This window comes from Paenibacillus sp. J31R30, from assembly GCF_059692115.1.
The window spans coordinates 591,194-607,760 of sequence record NZ_JCAUAV010000003.1 but is presented as its reverse complement, the minus strand read 5'-3'; the positions used below and the strand labels follow the sequence as shown (position 1 = coordinate 607,760).

15 protein-coding genes are annotated in these 16,567 nt (G+C 44.3%); 1 reads left to right on the top strand and 14 read right to left on the bottom strand.

Translation table 11 applies throughout. The features are described 5' to 3' along the window. Positions 1-46 precede the first annotated feature (46 nt). The 8 genes from AC58QO_RS14560 to AC58QO_RS14525 all read right to left on the bottom strand — a co-directional run bounded on the left by AC58QO_RS14560 (position 47) and on the right by AC58QO_RS14525 (position 10,238). Positions 47-1,672: a response regulator gene (locus AC58QO_RS14560; protein ID WP_497266577.1), complete on the bottom strand. Its 1,626-nt coding sequence runs from the start codon at positions 1,670-1,672 to the stop codon at positions 47-49. Continuing rightward, positions 1,665-3,506, bottom strand: coding sequence for a cache domain-containing sensor histidine kinase (locus tag AC58QO_RS14555; protein ID WP_497266575.1), 1,842 nt, complete (start codon positions 3,504-3,506; stop codon positions 1,665-1,667). Before AC58QO_RS14555 ends, AC58QO_RS14560 begins: the two co-directional genes overlap by 8 nt. Next, a complete protein-coding gene (locus tag AC58QO_RS14550) occupies positions 3,448-4,797 on the bottom strand; it encodes an ABC transporter substrate-binding protein (RefSeq protein WP_497266573.1) in 1,350 nt (449 codons plus the stop codon). The genes AC58QO_RS14555 and AC58QO_RS14550 overlap by 59 nt, the downstream gene beginning before the upstream one ends. 342 nt (positions 4,798-5,139) lie before the next feature. Beyond that, positions 5,140-6,189: a glycoside hydrolase family 43 protein gene (locus tag AC58QO_RS14545; RefSeq protein WP_497266571.1), complete on the bottom strand. Its 1,050-nt coding sequence runs from the start codon at positions 6,187-6,189 to the stop codon at positions 5,140-5,142. A 42-nt stretch (positions 6,190-6,231) separates the two neighbouring features. Next, positions 6,232-7,062, bottom strand: coding sequence for a carbohydrate ABC transporter permease (locus AC58QO_RS14540; RefSeq protein ID WP_497266569.1), 831 nt, complete (start codon positions 7,060-7,062; stop codon positions 6,232-6,234). A gap of 6 nt (positions 7,063-7,068) precedes the next feature. Then, positions 7,069-7,965 carry a carbohydrate ABC transporter permease gene (locus AC58QO_RS14535; protein ID WP_497266567.1) on the bottom strand — a complete coding sequence of 299 codons (897 nt, stop codon included), beginning with the start codon at positions 7,963-7,965 and terminating at the stop codon, positions 7,069-7,071. A gap of 72 nt (positions 7,966-8,037) precedes the next feature. Beyond that, on the bottom strand, positions 8,038-9,366 hold the full coding sequence (locus AC58QO_RS14530) for an ABC transporter substrate-binding protein (RefSeq protein ID WP_497266565.1): 1,329 nt from the start codon (positions 9,364-9,366) through the stop codon (positions 8,038-8,040). 428 nt (positions 9,367-9,794) lie between these two features. Then, positions 9,795-10,238, bottom strand: coding sequence for an SRPBCC family protein (locus AC58QO_RS14525; protein ID WP_497266563.1), 444 nt, complete (start codon positions 10,236-10,238; stop codon positions 9,795-9,797). Between the two features lie 166 nt (positions 10,239-10,404). On the opposite strand from AC58QO_RS14525, the gene AC58QO_RS14520 reads away from it, so the two are divergent. After that, the gene (locus AC58QO_RS14520; RefSeq protein ID WP_497266561.1) at positions 10,405-10,620 is read left to right on the top strand and encodes a hypothetical protein; all 216 of its coding nucleotides are present in this window, start codon (positions 10,405-10,407) and stop codon (positions 10,618-10,620) included. A 65-nt stretch (positions 10,621-10,685) separates the two neighbouring features. On the opposite strand, the gene AC58QO_RS14515 is transcribed toward AC58QO_RS14520, so the two are convergent. From AC58QO_RS14515 to AC58QO_RS14490, 6 genes are all read right to left on the bottom strand, one after another. Then, positions 10,686-11,456 (bottom strand): arylamine N-acetyltransferase family protein, encoded by a 771-nt coding sequence (locus AC58QO_RS14515; RefSeq protein WP_497266559.1) that lies wholly within the window; start codon positions 11,454-11,456, stop codon positions 10,686-10,688. A gap of 75 nt (positions 11,457-11,531) precedes the next feature. After that, entirely contained in the window at positions 11,532-12,419 is an 888-nt protein-coding gene (locus tag AC58QO_RS14510; protein WP_497266557.1) for an ankyrin repeat domain-containing protein, read from the bottom strand. A 127-nt stretch (positions 12,420-12,546) separates the two neighbouring features. Continuing rightward, positions 12,547-13,512, bottom strand: a complete 966-nt coding sequence (locus AC58QO_RS14505) for a right-handed parallel beta-helix repeat-containing protein (RefSeq protein WP_497266555.1) — start codon at positions 13,510-13,512, stop codon at positions 12,547-12,549. 150 nt (positions 13,513-13,662) lie between these two features. Further along, on the bottom strand, positions 13,663-14,835 hold the full coding sequence (locus AC58QO_RS14500) for an alanyl-tRNA editing protein (protein WP_497266553.1): 1,173 nt from the start codon (positions 14,833-14,835) through the stop codon (positions 13,663-13,665). Positions 14,836-14,961: 126 nt separating this feature from the next. Continuing rightward, positions 14,962-15,543, bottom strand: a complete 582-nt coding sequence (locus AC58QO_RS14495) for a YdeI/OmpD-associated family protein (RefSeq protein WP_497266551.1) — start codon at positions 15,541-15,543, stop codon at positions 14,962-14,964. Beyond that, a complete protein-coding gene (locus AC58QO_RS14490) occupies positions 15,540-16,562 on the bottom strand; it encodes a phosphotransferase enzyme family protein (RefSeq protein ID WP_497266549.1) in 1,023 nt (340 codons plus the stop codon). The genes AC58QO_RS14495 and AC58QO_RS14490 overlap by 4 nt, the downstream gene beginning before the upstream one ends. Between the last annotated feature and the right edge of the window lie 5 nt (positions 16,563-16,567).

Genomic DNA, 16,567 nt, shown 5'->3' with positions numbered 1-16,567 from the left:
AATTGGTATGGATACCTTCCAAATAATCACAAAAAACCGCTCAAGATTAATTCACCTTGAACGGTTCGGAAATGCCGGCGATTCTCCCCTCACGGAACTCGGATGGGGTGCGATTCGTGATCGTTTTGAACACGCGATTGAAATGTCTAATATTCGTAAAACCAGTAGAATCTGAGATGACTTGAATCTTTTCATCGGAATAAAGCAGGAGTGATTTGGCCTTCTCAATCCGCTTCTCCGTCAAAAAGTCAATGAACGACTGACCTTGCTTGCTTTTGAATAAGCTGCTTAGATAGGACGGGCTGAGATAGACAATGTCGGCCATCGTATTTAGCGTGATCGATTCTGCATAATGCTCCTCCACGTAGCGCACCACGATTTCGACGGGGCTTGTCACCATCTTCTTTTTGCGATTCCCGATGCACACGGTTAGATCGCCCAGCAGCTTCTGACAGCGCTCAGTCAGTTCTTTGCTCGATGAATACGAGTAAATGTCTACCAAAACCTGCTTCACATCCGTATTCTGCAGCCACTGCTTCACGACAGCCAAGTTCACAGCCAACTCGTAGAAATGCAGCAGCATTTTACAAATTTGTTGGTGAATGATTTCAGGATCCTTCCATTGTTGGCAGAGCTTCGTCACGTAGAGGCTTGCTTGCTGCTGAACATTCGCCAAGTCACCTTCTTGGACGAATTGATTCAACGAATGCCAGTCGGCGGCGTGCCAATCGTGCTTCTCCATTTTCATCTCCGCAACAATCTCGTTAGAGAATAATCGATCCCCGCCTATAACCAAACGGTATAACAATGCTAATCCTGCCTCTTTGTACGACTTGGAAATAGCTTCTAGATCCTTAGCGGGACTGCCTAAGCCGAATGTAAGCGTAAAATTAGACTGCACCCGAATATCCTTCCGAATTCGATTCGTCAGCTTCTCGATCTCGACGTTGATGGTTTCAACACCATCATGATTAATCAGAGCAACAACTTCCGTGTCATGGTGTATGAAAACATAACCTTTGAAGCTCTCATCGAGGCTCTCCTGGATAAACTGCTGGATGTAAATCGAGAACAAGGAAGGATTCAATTGATAATACCGCTCATCCGTCACTGAATCTCGATCCAGCTTAGCAATTAAGCAGCTAATGAAAGCATATGGGAATTGAATCCCAACGTTATCTAACAGCTCGGCCTCTCCATGATGGACATTCCCCGTCAATAGACCTGCAAGCACATGCTGCCGCATCTGATTCTGAACTTGTTGATCCATTCCATTGGACTTATTGGGCCTTTTTTCCGTCATCCACTCTTCCTGCAGTTTCTCGAGCAAAGCATAGAGCTCTTCCCGCTGAAAAGGCTTCATCAAGTAATCCTTCGCACCCAAACGCAAGGATTCACGCGCATATTGAAAATCGTTATAACCGCTCATCACCACGCATGAGATATGAGGAAATCGATCCTTCACAATGTATTGTAGCTGAATCCCATCGATCCTAGGCATTTTGATATCCGTAATAATTAGATCAGGCTGCAGCTCTTCGATTTTCTCCAGGGCTTCTGCACCATCCGTTGCCTCATCGATTACGAACCATTCGCTGTTCATATCTGTAATCATGAGTCGTATCCCTTTGCGGAAAATGGTTTCGTCATCCACGATTAATATGCTAGGCATCCAGCTTCCTCCCTTCATGATAACCCTCGATGAGCGGTAAGGTTAATGAAATCGTCGTCCCTTGCTTGAGATCGCTCTCAATCGTTACACCGTACTGATTCCCATAGCGCAAAGCGATTCTCCGATGTACATTCATTAGACCTGTACCCCCAGTTCCTTCTTCCGTTGTCGTCATTTGGAACTTCCGATCAATCAAGCTCTGCAGCTGCATTGCACTCATCCCAGCGCCATCATCTTGAATTTGGATCAGCATATGATTATCCTGTTTCTTTCCAATTAAGCTAATGCTTCCATAACCATTGCCTTTATCAATCCCATGTACAATACTGTTCTCCACAATCGGCTGCAAAATAAAGCGAATCACCGAATAGCTCAGCAGCTCAGGCTCGATGCGGACGTGGAACTTGATTTTATCCTCAAAACGAATTTGTTGAATCGCCATATAACCTGTCACATGCTCTAATTCCATATGTAAAGGAACTTGGCTCTGATGACTGTTAATACTGTAGCGGAGCAGTTTGCTTAGATGATTCGTCATTTTCACGACTTCTTTATTGCCTTGTATTTCAGCATACATACTGATAGAACCTAGCGTGTTGTATAAAAAATGCGGATTAATTTGACTCTGGAGCGCCGATATTTGGGCATTTTTCTCCCTGATTTCCGACTCATATAGACGATACCCCAAATCACTTAGCTTCGACACCATGATATTAAAAGATTGGCTCAACTGACCAATTTCATCGCGACTATGAATCGGAATGGAAACAGCTAAATCACCTAAAACTACTTTCTTCATGAGGTTTCGTAATTCACTAATCGGATTGGTGATACGAAGGGCAAACAATGTGAAAATAATAATGGCTAACAGCAAACAGACAGCACCAATACCAATAATGTAATTCCTCACATACACCGTATCCTGCAGCAAAATCGCCAGAGGAACCATCTCAATCATCGTCCACCCCGTTAGAGGTGAGGTAAAATAGGAAACCAACTCTGAATCCTTGTTTTGCTTATAAACGACGGTTCCGGCGCCTTTGAACTGCTTAATTTGCTCAGCATCTAGGCCGTTAACCATGCTTTTATAAATCATCGCGCCTTCATTATCCACAATCATGATGTTCTTTTTTTCATTGGAAATCGCTTCCATTTTATTGCGGATAATATTCTTATCAACATCTAGCACGATGTAAGCAAGAACAGCACCTGTATCTACACTGCGAATTTTTCTGGCAAAAGAGTACACTTGGGTCGTGGAAACTGACCCGTTTTTGTTAAATGTCCCGATATACACGACTTTTCCCGTTTGTGAAACCTTATCATACCAGACCTCATTCTTCACGTCTCGCAGCGTATAATTGGCCTGCTCTTCCGACATAGCCGTATACGTATTCCCGCCTCGAGTGCGGTATAACGTCAACCCGGAAATATCTACGCGCCCGTTGGCAAACACACGCTTCGTGAAGTCTTCTATCGTTACACGATCATTAAAAGAAAGATTCCCATTCTGCTCGCCAACCTCCAGAAACTTCATGATTTGTGGTGATTGATAAGGTAATAACGTCAACAAATTTAGCTCATTCAAGTAGGTATCGATGTTAGCGGTGAGTTCCTTCACTACATCCATCTGATATTTCCCTGTATTTTTCTGAATCGAAGCTGAATAGCTCGTAAAAGTTAAATAGCTCGCAATGCCAAGCGGGACCGCAATAAAAATAGCACTCATCACGATCAATTTCATCGCAATTGGCAAATCTTTGATGACTTGCAGCCTATTGTGCAGTCGAATTCTGCTGGATTTGAAGATTGGTATTAATGATCTTTTGCGCATTATGCAGCACCTCTTGTGGCGTGATTTGTCCCGCCATCATCTTCTCAAATTCACGCACAAGCTCATCGTTGATCGAACCCTGTCGCGGTTGATTGGGGAAATATTTCACATCGTCGGCTGCGCTGGCATAGTCTGGGCGGTATTTCAACATTTGAAACTCTTCCGAAGCGACAGCCTTCTTCACCGCCGGGATATGACCGGCCTTCGCCCAGCTAGCCCCATGCGCCGCTACCCAATTCGCAAATTTAAGCGCAGCGATTTGCTTCTGTTTATCCGGCTTTTCATGATACGGAAGCGAAAACGTATGAGAATCCCCCCATGCTGCCGGGTGATCGTAGATTTGCGGGATTTTGGTTACACCGAAGTGCAAATCAGCTGCTTTCTCGAATGTACCCGTTCCCCACACTCCAGAAATTAGAGTAGCTGCATTTCCCTTGGCGAAGCTTTGAAACTGATCATTGATATTCGGCAAAATGAGTTTCTTCGTATAAAGAGAGTTCACGAATTCCAAGGATTTGAGAGCCGAAGGATTGTCAATCGCAGCCGCTTTGCCATCGTCGGTGTAGAATCTTCCGCCATCTTGTTTCATTTGATTATAAAAGGAGAACCAAAGCCAGAAGGAGTCGATCCGTACATTAGGCTCGGCTAATGGCGTAACATTCGGCGGGACACTGTCACGGATTTTCTCCAGAAAAGCAAGGTATCCTGCCTCTCCTTCCGCCATAATTGGCCTTTCCTTTTCATCTAGGAGGCCTGCTTTTCTCAACCAATCCTTGTTGTAGTACATAACCTCCAGGTGCGTATCCAATGGAATGCCTAGGTGTTTATTATCGGCCACCGTACTTTGCAGAATCGTCGGGTTAAAATCATCCCAATGTACGCCTGCTTCGACCGCAAGCGTATTCAAATCCGTCAAAAATCCGGCTGGCGCATATTGCGAATATTTCGCAGAGTGCACAATCGCGATATCCGGTGCCTCTTCGGTTACGATCGCCGTTGACAGCTTCGGGTAATAATCACCTGAATTATTGTTGATTTGCTCTATTTTCACATGATCCTGATTCTCATTATTGTATTGCTGGATCAATTCAGCCATAAACTGGCCATCGCCACCGCTGAACGGTGTCCAGAACGTAATCCGCAGCTTGCTAGCTGCAGGCTCCTCGGTTGAGAGCTCGGACTGCGAATCGCAGCCAACCATGCATACGCTCAACATGAGAAGTAGACACATCACTTTTGTAGCTTTCGCAGCTTGCTTAGGATTCCAATCTGATTGTTGCTCTACGCTCATTTGAATCCCCTCCATGCCATACAACTCTGCCTTCATTATACAAACTAGCTGGAGTCAAGCCAATGACCTATTTCCTTTAGTCATGGACATATTTTTGGATTTGTAGACAAAAGAAGCCGAAACGCCCGGAGGGGTGTTTCAGCTTCTTTGCTCACGATCTAGCACTTTTCACTCATTGACGTTCTCTTTAAAAGTATGTATCGCCACTATCCCCTTCGCTCAGGTCGGGGTGAATCGATTCATATCCTGAGCCAAGGGGATAGTGCTCAAAGAAGTGGCGCTAAGTTCTCACCCGTGCCAGCGTACACCAAAAAGGCCGAAGCTCCTCAACCGCACCATCGCCTACTCGCCACCAGGCACCTTCACAGGTAAGCCTTCCGCAATCGGCGTACCAAAATTCGGCGTACCGTCCTTGTTCCACTGGAAAGGCTGCATACGGACGTTACGATTCCAGCCGGAGCCTTGCGTTTTCGCGGCATGGTACACGATCCAGTCCTCTTTGCCATCCACGGACTTCACAAACGAGTTGTGACCCGGCCCGAAGACTTGATCCGTTTTCGTAAAAACAGCCTTATCCCCCTTCTTCCAGGAAGCCGGATTCAGCACATCTTTGCTCATGTCTGTACTGAGCATGCCTAAACAATAGTCGTCCGTCCAGCTGCCGCTTGCCGAATAAATCACAAAAATACGATCCTCATGTAACAATACCTGCGGTCCCTCATTGATCGTTGGATTACCTACCAGCTCCCAATCATAGGTTGGGCGTGAGATTTCAACTGGCTTGCCGCTTATCGTATATGGATTGCTCATAGGTGCAATGTAGAGATGCTGACTTACATTGACGGCACCCTCCCAGCCCGACCATATGAAATAGAGTGATCCGTCCTTCTTCTGCAGCGTCGTCCCATCAATAGCCCAGCGGCCCGCTGTATCCATCATGCCCTTGTCGACATAAGCACCTTGTGGATCATCCGTTACGGATTCGAGCACGAACATGCGATGATTCTCATTCTGGCCGTTATCAGCGGCATAGTAGATGTACCATTTTCCAGCGATAAAATGTAATTCAGGTGCCCATATGTTGGATGTATTTGGTCCTGATAGAGGCGGGAACCAGACGTCTTTGTACTCTGCCTCGGCTAACCCCGTCAACGTCTTCGATTTCCATACGCGGATGGAGTTTCCCGTTGTTTGTGTATAAAAGTAGGTTCCATCTTTTGTGGTGACCCAAGGATCTGCTCCATTATCCATAATCGGATTGGTAAATGTTTTCGCTTCCTTTGTCGGTGAAACAGCGCTATTCGTTTCCTTCACTTGTGACTCCACAGCTCCCTTCGTACACCCTGCTAGGAGCAAGATGGTTAAACAACATATCAGACTTAATTTCCGCATGAAAAAGCCTCACCTCTACCTATTCGCATCTCATCTCTGCTACTATTGCTTGACACCTGTTGCCGTAATCGATTGTATAAATTGACGCTGTCCAATTAGGAAGATGATCAGTGTTGGTATCGTCGATAACGTAGCAAGCGCCATTAATTTGCCATACGATTGCACGAAACTGCCTGTTGCCATAACCGCCACCCCTGCTGTCAGGGTACGCATCTCGAGGTCTGTAACCGTAAAAAACGGCCATACATAGTCGTTGAAAACATTCATAAACGTAAAAATCGCTAATGTGGTTACAATGGAAATGGAAGATGGCATCAATACCGACTTGAATACCTGCCATTTATTCGCCCCATCGATCCGAGCAGCTTCAATAATTTCATTTGGAAACGACTGGAAAAATTGGATTAACATAAAAACGCCAAGCGCCCCACCCGAATAGGGCAAAATTAACACATAATACGTATTGATCAGATTGAAATTACTGAAATTCAAATATTGAGGAAGAAAAGAGATAATGCCCGGCACCATCATCGATCCTACGAATAGAGCAAAAAGCGTTCTTTTAAACGGAATATCTAACTTCGCTAACGCGTAAGCTGCCATCGCATCCAAGAGGATTACCAACAATGTCGCAGCAAAGCCTACGAAAAAGGAGTTGAACATCCAACGGAAAATCGGAACCTCGACAGCTCCTCCAACAAAAATCGTATGGAAATTATCCCACGTAAATTCTTGCGGAAACAAATGAAATACCGGCGCCATGACTTCGATATCGGTCTTAAAGGAATTGGAAAACATCCACAATATCGGAAGTATGAAAATAACACCTAGAAGTGAAGCAAGCAGCACATAAAAGATTTTCAGTGATTTCAACGTCCTCTACTCCTTCCTGCTCGTGACTTTGAATTGTATAACAGATACAATCATGATCGTTAAGCCCATAAGAATTGCCATCGCTGACGCTGAACCGATTTCTCTTGCTGTATAGGCTGTTTGCAAAATCCCCATGAGGAGCACCTTCGTCTCATCACCAGCGTTACTCATTAGATTCGGCTGGGCGAAGATATTGTACGATGCAATGGTTGAGGTTATTAATACAAAGATGAGCACCGGTCTGATAAAAGGAAGCGTAATACTCTTCAGTCTGTCCCAACCGTTCGCGCCATCGATTTTCGCAGCTTCATAGAGATCTTCAGGTACGCCATTGAGCGCATTGACAAAAATAATCATGTTAAAGCCGATGGTCCACCAGAGCGTTGCAATAACTAAAGCAAACCAGACGAACGGCGTATCGATCAGCCAAGGAACGGGATCGAACTCGCGAATGCCTACTTTTGCAAGGAGTAGATTGATAAATCCGCCTGTGACATCGAACATTCGCTTCCAAATAACCGCCATGACGGTTGCCGAAACTGCATAGGGGATGAAATAGATCGAACGGAAGAAGGAGCGCAATTTCGCTGGGAGTGCATTTAACAATAAGGCAAAGCCTAGTCCTACAATGACGAGAAAAGGTACTGAAAACACGACGAATTTCAATGTGGCCTTCATTCCAATGAAAAACAGGTCATTTTCTTGCGTGCCGCTTGTAAAAATCTTTTTGTAATTGTCGAAGCCCACGAAAGGATGCACAGGATCAAGCAGATTGTATTGCTTTAAGCTAATGATGAACCCGTATACAATCGGGATCAGCGTGAAAGCTAAGAAAGCGATGAAATACGGTAATATGAATAAGCTTGACGTCAGCTTTGATTTCCAATTTGATGGGGTAGGCACGAGATTCCCTCCTCTACTTTAAAAGGGAAGACGGGTACAGGGTACCCGCCTTTCCATGTTGTTACGCTATGATTACTTCTTCATGGCAGCTGTTGATTTGGCTGCTGCATCGTCGAGTGCAGCTTTTGGTTCTTTTTTGCCTTGAAGCGCATTCGCAAGCTCGCTCCAGATACTGTCAGAGATTGGACCCCAATTTAATACTTTTGGTGCAAATTTAACATACTCAAATGATTTCGCCACTTCAGTTTGTTGCTGTGTCATCGCCTGGAAAGCTGCGCTGTCGCGAACCACTTTGGAAGCAACCGCTTGACCGGACTCTGCCCAATCAATGGAATTCGCATTGACATATTTCAAGAAATCACCCACACCTGCAAGAACTGCTGCATCCGTTGTTCCTTTTGGAATAACGAAGTTATGGGATCCACCGAACACAGCTTGTTTTACTGTACCTAGTTGTGGAACCGGAGCTACACCATAATTGATTTTCGCTTTATCGAACGCATCTTTCGACCAAGGACCATTGAAGTGCATCGCACTTTTCCCTTGTTGGAACAAGTTGAAATCGCCATCAGCCGCAACGGTTGGTGGTGAAACCTTCATCGTTGTCAAGCTTCTCATGAACGTAACCGCTTCAACACCTGCTGGGGAGTTGTATGCGATATTGCCTTTATCATCTAGGAAATCCCCGCCATTTTGGAACAAAATTGTAGGGAACAAGAAGTTTTGAATCCAGAAGGTTGGCATCGCCGCCCCCCAAATACCTTTGGAAGCATCCGTTAATTTGACTGCTGCGTCAACAAATTCTTTACGATTGGTTGGTGGTGCAGCAATGCCGGCAGCTTTAAACAAATCTTTATTGTAATACATAACTAGCGGATGAATATCTAGCGGTATGCTGTACCAGTTGTTATCCTTGGTGGAGTATTCCACCGTTGCTGGTGGGAAATTGCTCTTCTCTACACCAACTGCTTTCGCAATCGCATCAACAGGTTGGAGCTGATCCTTCGCAATGTACGTAGGTGTTTGGTCAAGATGCATGATCGCGACATCAGGAACACCTTTTTTCGTTGCAATGGCTGTATCAAGCAGTTTGTAGTAGTCACCATTTGGTTGAATGGTCATTTTCACAGTATATTTGTCTTGCGATTTATTATAGTTATCCACGATTTTCTTCATGAATGGACCGTCATTACCAGAGAACGGATTCCAGAAGTTAACCGTTACTTTCTCTCCGCTTTTCGCTGGTTCCGGAGCTTTCGTAGCTGCTGCCGCTTGTGAAGCTGCCGGGGAAGCCGCTGCTGGTGATGTTTCTGCTGTTTTCGTAGAAGAACAACCAGTTAAAATCAATGCCATCGACAAACTTGCTGCACCCATCATTTGTAAGCTTTTCATTTTTCTCATCGTTTTGAACTCCCTTCAATTTTAAACACATATTTTTGTACTTGCTTATTCTTCTGAATGTGTGTCAAAATTGTAGTGAGCTGTGAATTTCGTAGAAATTCATTCTCACTACCGAGAGCGATTCTAAGGAGTTCCCACGCCAATGGACCTTAGATCGCTCTTTCCTTTGTTTTCAAGCCCCGTACTGTTATCATCTGGTTCCTCCACTTGCTGTTACGAATGCAGCGTCACCCTTTCACTTGTTATCTTAACCACAATTTAACTATACGGTTTTATAGAAAACGTTACCATGACGATATTCATGAACCATTGGACATATTTTTAGGGTAAGTGGATTAGCTAATAGGAACAAAAAAACAGCTGCGGACGAAGACTTGAAAATAAAGTCTCAGACTGCGGCTGTTTTCTGCTTTAGATATCATCCAAGATCATTTACGAAGTAATTCTTCTGAAGCTTCAGCGTGCTTTTTAAAATTGTCGACAATTGCTTGCCAACCGCTTTTTTGCATCTCCAATGAATTAATGCTTTCTGGATCAAATGTTTCAATTACCTTCGTTGCATTGTCTTGGCTAATGAAACTGATCTCCACTTTACGTCCATCTCCCAAGCTATAAGAAATCCGATCATGTAGTTTCACTTCATCATAAACGCCAGAGAAATCAAAACCAAAGCTGCCATCCTTCGCTTCCATTCTGAATAGAAATGTTCCCCCAACCCTTAAATTATTTTCAGCAATCGGTGTGTGCCAGTCATCTGATGGCTGATTCCATTGTGTAATATGAGCAGGCTCTGTCCAATATTTCCATACTCTTTCAACTGGTGCTTGGATTGTTGTTTCTACCGTAATTCTTGCCTGATGATTGGATTCCATGTTAATACCGCCTCACTCTAATTTTAACTATATTTTACCTAAAATTTCCTCATAAGATCAAGCTAGCATCACATTGATAAGATTGTGAAGAACATAAGCTGAATAATTCCTTGTACTCTCGGAAAAATTAACGTAGCCATAAAAATAACAATTGGGAGGTGTACCCATGTCTGACCAACAATCCGATCAACAAAATGCCGTAACGGCGGCTCACAACGCTGTAGCCGATGCCTTAAGCGAATTGAATCAAGCACAATCCGTTAGCAATAATCGAAGACAGACCATACAGAATGCACAAGAACAACTTGATCAATCTCATGCACAATTAGCCGAAGCAAGAACGACACAATCTGCTAACGCTGATGAAGATAGCCTCTCATAAATTGTTAGCCTTCTACTCACTACTAAACGCAAGAAGCCTCAGGAACGAACTGAGGCTTTTCTTATTTACAGCTTAATACCAAAATACGTTAGCAACGCTTCTTTATACGCTTCATTCGTCTGCGGAGTAAATGTTTTTACTCCGTCAGAGGTGAAGCTTCGAAACTCCTGGTTGGCAAGTGAATGCCGGCCCTCAGGTGTGCGAATCGCTACGATTGGGTATTTATTGAAAATCGAATCCGGAGCATGTTCACACCAGAAACTTGCAAATTGATAGTCTTTCGGCAGTTGCGGCTCTTCTGTGAAGGAGTATATGCGATGCCATTCGCCTTTTTTCAACTCGCAAAGTGCCCAGCCAAAATAGGGATCCATCTCGAGGCGGTAGATCTCCTCACCTTGCTGCTGTTCTAGCCCTTCGTTGAAAGCAATAGGTCTGCGGGGGACAATCCCGCCAACCCCAACATCACACAAATATTCGACACCTTCGGCCTCGACCTTCAGTACGTGATGACGCCTTTTTGGCGGAGTATTCGTCTCATCGCGCCAAAACCGAGCAACGAAATCAGTTACCGTGTAGCCAAGTTCCCGCAGAAGCCAGCCGAATAAGGCATTTAACTCAAAACAGTACCCACCTCGTTGACGAATTACAATCTTCTGGTATAAATCCTGCGGATCGAGCGACAAGGCTCTACGCTCCAGAATATCTAAATTCTCGTACGGAACCGAATACAGATGGTGTTCTTGCAGGTCGGCCAGCGTCTTTGCGCTGCCATCGAGCGTGCCTTTAAAACCGATGCGATCCAGATAGCTCTGAATTTGTTTATTTGGAGTAATCAAACGAAATACACCATCCTTATGCGAGGTATTTACAATGAAATGACCGTTAAATAAACCGATCTCCTGCGTACTGATTTAATGCGTTGCTCCCAACTTTATCAGTAACTGAACATTCTCATGACGCTTCCAACTGATCGCAATATCAAGCGGCGTCTTGTTATCTTTTGGAGTTTTCCCATGAATGTCAGCGCCATGGTGCACGAACATCTCTACAATTGCGATGGATTCACAGGCTGCAGCCCAATGCAAAGGTGTTCCGAGAAAATGAAACCCTGTAGGCATTGCATGAATGTCAGCTCCGCGCTCAAGTAGATAAGTGACACTCTCAGCTTTGTTGTTGATCACGGCATAGACCAATGCTTGCTCCAACAATTCTTCTTTGTTCGTATCTGATTGAATTGCATGGTTAATCGGTTCCGTATGCAAACTTGCGTTGGGGATTAATCGACCATCAGCATGGAAGAATTCCTGCATTAAGTCAATCCTGCCCAGTCCCGCAGCGAACTCTAGGGTCACAGTCGCTCCTCGACATACTAACATCTCTGCAACATTTTTACACCCGTAGAATAAAGCTTGTGCTAGTGGTCGGAGATCATCATCTAAGCCATTTACAGAGGCACCCGAAACGATCAGCAACTCTGCCATGGAAACATCATTAGAACTTACCGCCCACTGTAGGGAAGTCTCCCCCTTTGCAGGATCGATGGCTCTGGCATTAATATCTGCTCCCGCAGCAATTAACACGCGTCCAGACTCGACCTCCCGTGGAAAATGTCCCGGCCAATCACATAAGTGATTCAGCAAAGTCCTCCCTTGCAAAGAGCGTGCGTTTGCTAAATCGGGATGTTCAATCAGAAGTTGCGTTAGCTCTTCGACATTACCATTTTTTACAGCATGAACAGCAACTGGGAATGCATCTGCCAATGCATGTACACTTGTCATTTCATCACCATTTTCGGCCAACCTGGTCACCTCATTTTATACCACTCTTCCAAAATCATATCAATATGTATGCAGCTAGTAAACATGAATGAGTAAAAGGAGCTGCCTTTTGCGGCAAGCCCCTTCACACTTGAGCGTTGGACTATGACTAGTCATTGTTATTATTCTGTAAGATATTATTATTCTCGCCCATATCCAAGATGTTATGTGGTTGATTGTCCTTCAGCTTGTTATCAAATACGAAATTGGCTGTATGCGGATTCTGGATAAATACACCATTGTTATCGTTATGTTCAATTTTATTCTCCTGAATATCATTAAAATCAGAAGAAATATGAATCCCGCTTTGGTTATTATCTTTAATCATATTAAATCCAGCAAAGTTATAGTTAAACGTAAACAATAGGCCATTCCCGTGATTGCCCGTTATTTTGCTATCCAAAATAAAGTTATTCGTGCTGTCGGCCTTAACTCCGTTAGCACCATTCTTACTTAACTTATTCTCGAATAATAGGTTATTATCAAGCCCGCTCATTAGAATACCCTCACTCTTATTATTCGATATCTGATTCCCCACAATTGCTGAATGGTGACTATTGATGACCTCGATTCCATGAGCTGAGTTGTTATGCAGCTTGTTTCTAATAACCCAGTTTCCTAAAACAGCTTGAAGCTTTATACCCGAGCCTATGCAACCTCTTCCTATCCGCTCGATTATATTCTTCATCAAAAGACTCCCCGTTGAATCACTTGCAAAAATACCAATCGGATTATCCGACCCGTGTATATCGTTTATTTTGTTTTGAATAATACGATTAGATTTCCCATTGGTTATTCGAATACCAGTAAACTTATAGTTTCTTATTTTAAACCCCACGATTTCGACACCAGCCACGCCAGTTAATTCAAAAGCAACATGCAGGATCGACTTTCCATCGAGAATGGCACCATGTATGTGCTTAGATACGATGCGAAGGTTGTTTTTCGCGCTTGATACTTGAACATTCTCATGATACACACCTTGATGCACCAAAATGACATCCCCCTCGTTCGCCGAGTTAACCGCATCTTGCAATGCAGTCGGGCTGTTGGGAAATACCTCAATAATCGCCATTCCATCACCTCATTCGATAAGAATCTAACTGTAAATAGTAAATTCATATCGTGACATCTTAGAAAGGAACAATAGACTAGTCGATTTAAAAAATAAGGACCAACCCTCAAGGTATCGCCCCTTGATGATCAGTCCTCCTAATTGATTCCTTTAATTCCCTCTGAGCTTCTCCAACGCAAACAAATAAAATGCCAACGCATCCTCTCGGCTGTTGAACCCAGCCTGCGCCATTTTATCGCTGCCGCCGCCTTTGCCATTATAGCCACCTAAATGAGCTTTGAAGAATGCGCCGCAAGCTTGCGAGTAATTGCCATTGTGGGCGAATACAACTTTGTTCTCCGAAGTCGTCACGAACAGAATCGGCAAATCCGTCTTCGCAGCAAGCGTAGTCGCTAAACTCTGCATGTCCTTCAGTGTTTTATCCTCAAACTGATGGGCTACAACAACCTCACAGTTATTAAGTAAATCTTGAGACATGTACGCATCAAGCTTCTCTTTAAGCCCTGCTAGCTCCGTTTGAAGCTGTTTGTGCTCAAATTCCCATTTCTCGATACGGTCCATAATTTCATCTTTACCCGTATTGAATTTGCCAGACAAGGCCGCAAGTATACGGATATTTTCGTTAAATTCCGCCAACGCTCGGAAACCACATAGAAAATAAATACGTGTATTCCCTTTCTGTTTCTCTGTTTTCAACAACTTAATCATCCCGATTTCGCCAGTTGACGAGACATGTGTGCCCCCACAAGCGTTATGTTCCACGCCTTTGATCTCCACGATACGGATGTTCTTCGTCACCTTCGGCTGTTTGACAAGGGGCAGCTTCGCAAGCTCCTCCGGGCTAACGAAATAACTGGTAATCGTACGATTCTCATAAATCTTACGATTCACCTCAGTCTCCATAGCTGCCAACTTAGCTGGCTCCAAGTCAAGCGTCTCCACATCGATTGTGCAGTAATCCGTCCCGAGATGAAAGCTCACGGTGTTCGCCTCATACAGATCTCGACACACTGCCGAAAGCAGATGCTGTCCACTATGCTGCTGCATATGGTCGAATCTGAGTTGCCAGTCTATTTTACAATTCGCACTCGTGCCTTCTGGCATACTTTCTAGCTTATGAAGAACTTCGTCCTCCTCCAGTAGTACGTCGAGCACAGGAATTCCATTGATTTCACCAGTATCACAAGGCTGACCACCCCCATGCGGATAAAATGCAGTCTCCTCCAAGAGGACATAGTTGCCATCTTCTCGTTCAATCTTTTGACTGATGGTTGTGTGCCATTCCTGCTGATAGGCAGAATTATAATAAAGCTTTGTTGTCATGATATTTGTTTTCCTCTCCGTCCATATCCATATGCTTAGTACCGTGGAACAATCGTTCCATTACGATATATTTTTTGACATCTTTATCAAATAATTACTTTCATTTCCATCTTGATCAACTCCACGCTATGGATAAATCTTTTCCCCATTCTCAAGCATCAAAATAAATTCCTTAATGCGCTTCACGCGCGTTTCTTGCTTCTTCGCCGTATGAATTCGGAACGTGATGGCATATTTGTTTTGCCGGTCCAGCGTATCATAGAATGCCTTGGCCTCGCTGCTTCTCTCCAATTCCAAGGCAAAATCCTCAGGTATGGTCGCATTGCTTTGCGGTTCATAGGCCTTCTCCCATTCCCCGTTCTTCTTAGCTGCTTCTATCGCCTTCAAGCCAGACGGCTTCATTCTCCCCTGTGCAATCAGTGCTTCTGCCTTTTCTTTATTCACTTTGGACCAAATGCTTTTGATACCGCGAGGCGTAAAACGCTGCAGCCATGACTGCTCGTCCGCCTTTTCTTTCTGGCTATCAATCCAGCCATAGCACAATGCGCTCTCTAGCGCCTGATCGTACGAAACTGAAGTCATTCGAGCGCCTTTCTTCGCGATTTGCAATCGAATGCCAGGTGAAGTGTTATGATGAAGCGCAAGCCATTTCTCAAGATCCAGTTGATTCTCAAAATGCAGCTGCGGTAATACGTTTTTATGGTTCACAGAATTTCGCCTCCTAATGTAGACAAAGATGTACATCCAATATCAGAAAACATGACAGGGAGCTCTTCCCAATGCTTCGTCAGCCAAATCATTTCCTCTAGAAACCGCTTAGGAACAGCCGTATCTTGGAGCACAGAGGTACGAAGCCACCATGTGGATTCAATGAGATATAACATTTTAAAACTTCGTAAAATAAGTCCATGAGGTACTTCCATGTGTTCACGATAACCTCTTAGAAAGTCTTGAACGGCATCCATTCGAATACCCTTCACATCGAAAGCGCCGGATAGGATGGCTCGCGCCACGTCGATTTCCGGATAAGCCACCGCCATCCTGTCAAAATCAACAATGCCTGCGACACCATGCTCGTCCATCAACACATTATCCGCCCACAAATCCCAATGGGTCCACCCCATTGGACTCTCTTCAAAAATCCCGAAATCGAGTGGCTGAACGTTACGTATAGCTTGTTCAAGCAGTTCAATTAATGAACCACTTTGTTCATTTCTAGCCTGTTCCAGATTTTTATGCAATTCTGCCAAACAGGCTGCCTGATCTGGCTTCCACGCATAAGCATCAAACTCCTGCTCACGGAGCAGATGATGCATGTAACCCGTCGTTTTACCGAAATGGTGCATGTGAGATCTGCTTATTTTCCCAGCCTCAGCTACGCTCCCGTGAACCCAATCCATCATGGCAAAAAGATACCCGCTCGATGTTTCGTGAATAAACTGCCCATTACAAGAATAAACCTTCGGACAAGCCACGCCCGATTCGTGTAATCGCTGTTGCAATATGAGCGTCTTCTCAATCTTATCCCGTCTTTCTGGCAGATGCAGCTTATAACGATTGGGATGATAATATTTAACAAACACGGAGTTGGTACCTGAATCGGTCAAGAAACGCCACTTTACATTTAACCAACCCTTATCTAGAACGTGTGTATCCACAACGCTTATCCCAAATTTCAATTGCACATTTGCTATTATTTCATCGAGCACTTGATCGATACTGAACATACACG